The 852-nt window shown below is 40.7% G+C and carries 2 tRNA genes and 1 rRNA gene; all 3 read left to right on the top strand.

What is annotated here, in order from left to right:
* Positions 1 to 91: ribosomal RNA gene (locus tag FE813_RS10395) — 16S ribosomal RNA — on the top strand; the annotation flags it as partial.
* A gap of 79 nt (positions 92 to 170) precedes the next feature.
* Positions 171 to 247: transfer RNA gene (locus tag FE813_RS10390), tRNA-Ile, on the top strand.
* Between the two features lie 78 nt (positions 248 to 325).
* Positions 326 to 401, top strand: a tRNA-Ala gene (locus FE813_RS10385).
* Positions 402 to 852: the final 451 nt, after the last annotated feature.

Genomic DNA, 852 nt, shown 5'->3' with positions numbered 1-852 from the left:
AAGGGGGGCGTTTACCACGGTATGATTCATGACTGGGGTGAAGTCGTAACAAGGTAACCGTAGGGGAACCTGCGGTTGGATCACCTCCTTACCAAAGACGAGAGACAGCGAGTGCTCACACAGATTGGCTGATAGTTGTAGACAAGTGAGCAGAAGAAAACATTACCCTTGGGTCTGTAGCTCAGGTGGTTAGAGCGCACCCCTGATAAGGGTGAGGTCGGTGGTTCAAGTCCACTCAGACCCACCACTCTGAGAGTGAGTGAAGCGAAAGGTGTAGTGTAAGTAACTAAGACATAAATGATTAGTTATTAAATTATGATGAAATGGGGATATAGCTCAGCTGGGAGAGCGCCTGCCTTGCACGCAGGAGGTCAGCGGTTCGATCCCGCTTATCTCCACCACTTATCATCGTTAAGTAAATTAAGAGAGAATAGAGAAGAAAGTCATGAGCACTAGTTTAAACTAATATAGTGTTTAAGGTTTTATTTATACTCATTTAGTTTATTTAACGATGATAACTGAAAAGTTTTATCAACTGTTCTTTAAAAAATTGGAAACAAGCTGAAAACAAGAGATTTTCGAGAGAAAGTCTGAGTAGGCAAAATAGGAAAGTGAAAAGAGGGAACTGAGAAGGAAACTTTGAAAGCAAACCTATTTTGTGATAAATCTTGATTGAACAAAAGCAATCAAGTGTTTAGTTAAATGAAAATACGCATCAAATTGACCGCACTTTGAAGTGAAAACTTAAAGTGATTGAAAACATTTGAGGTTGTATAGTTAAGTGACTAAGCGTACAAGGTGGATGCCTTGGCAATCAGAGGCGAAGAAGGACGTGCTAATCTGCGAAAAGCT

Origin of the sequence: Haemophilus seminalis (assembly GCF_006384255.1) — a bacterium.
Lineage (GTDB): Bacteria > Pseudomonadota > Gammaproteobacteria > Enterobacterales > Pasteurellaceae > Haemophilus > Haemophilus seminalis.
This window is presented reverse-complemented; position numbering and strand designations above follow the sequence as displayed.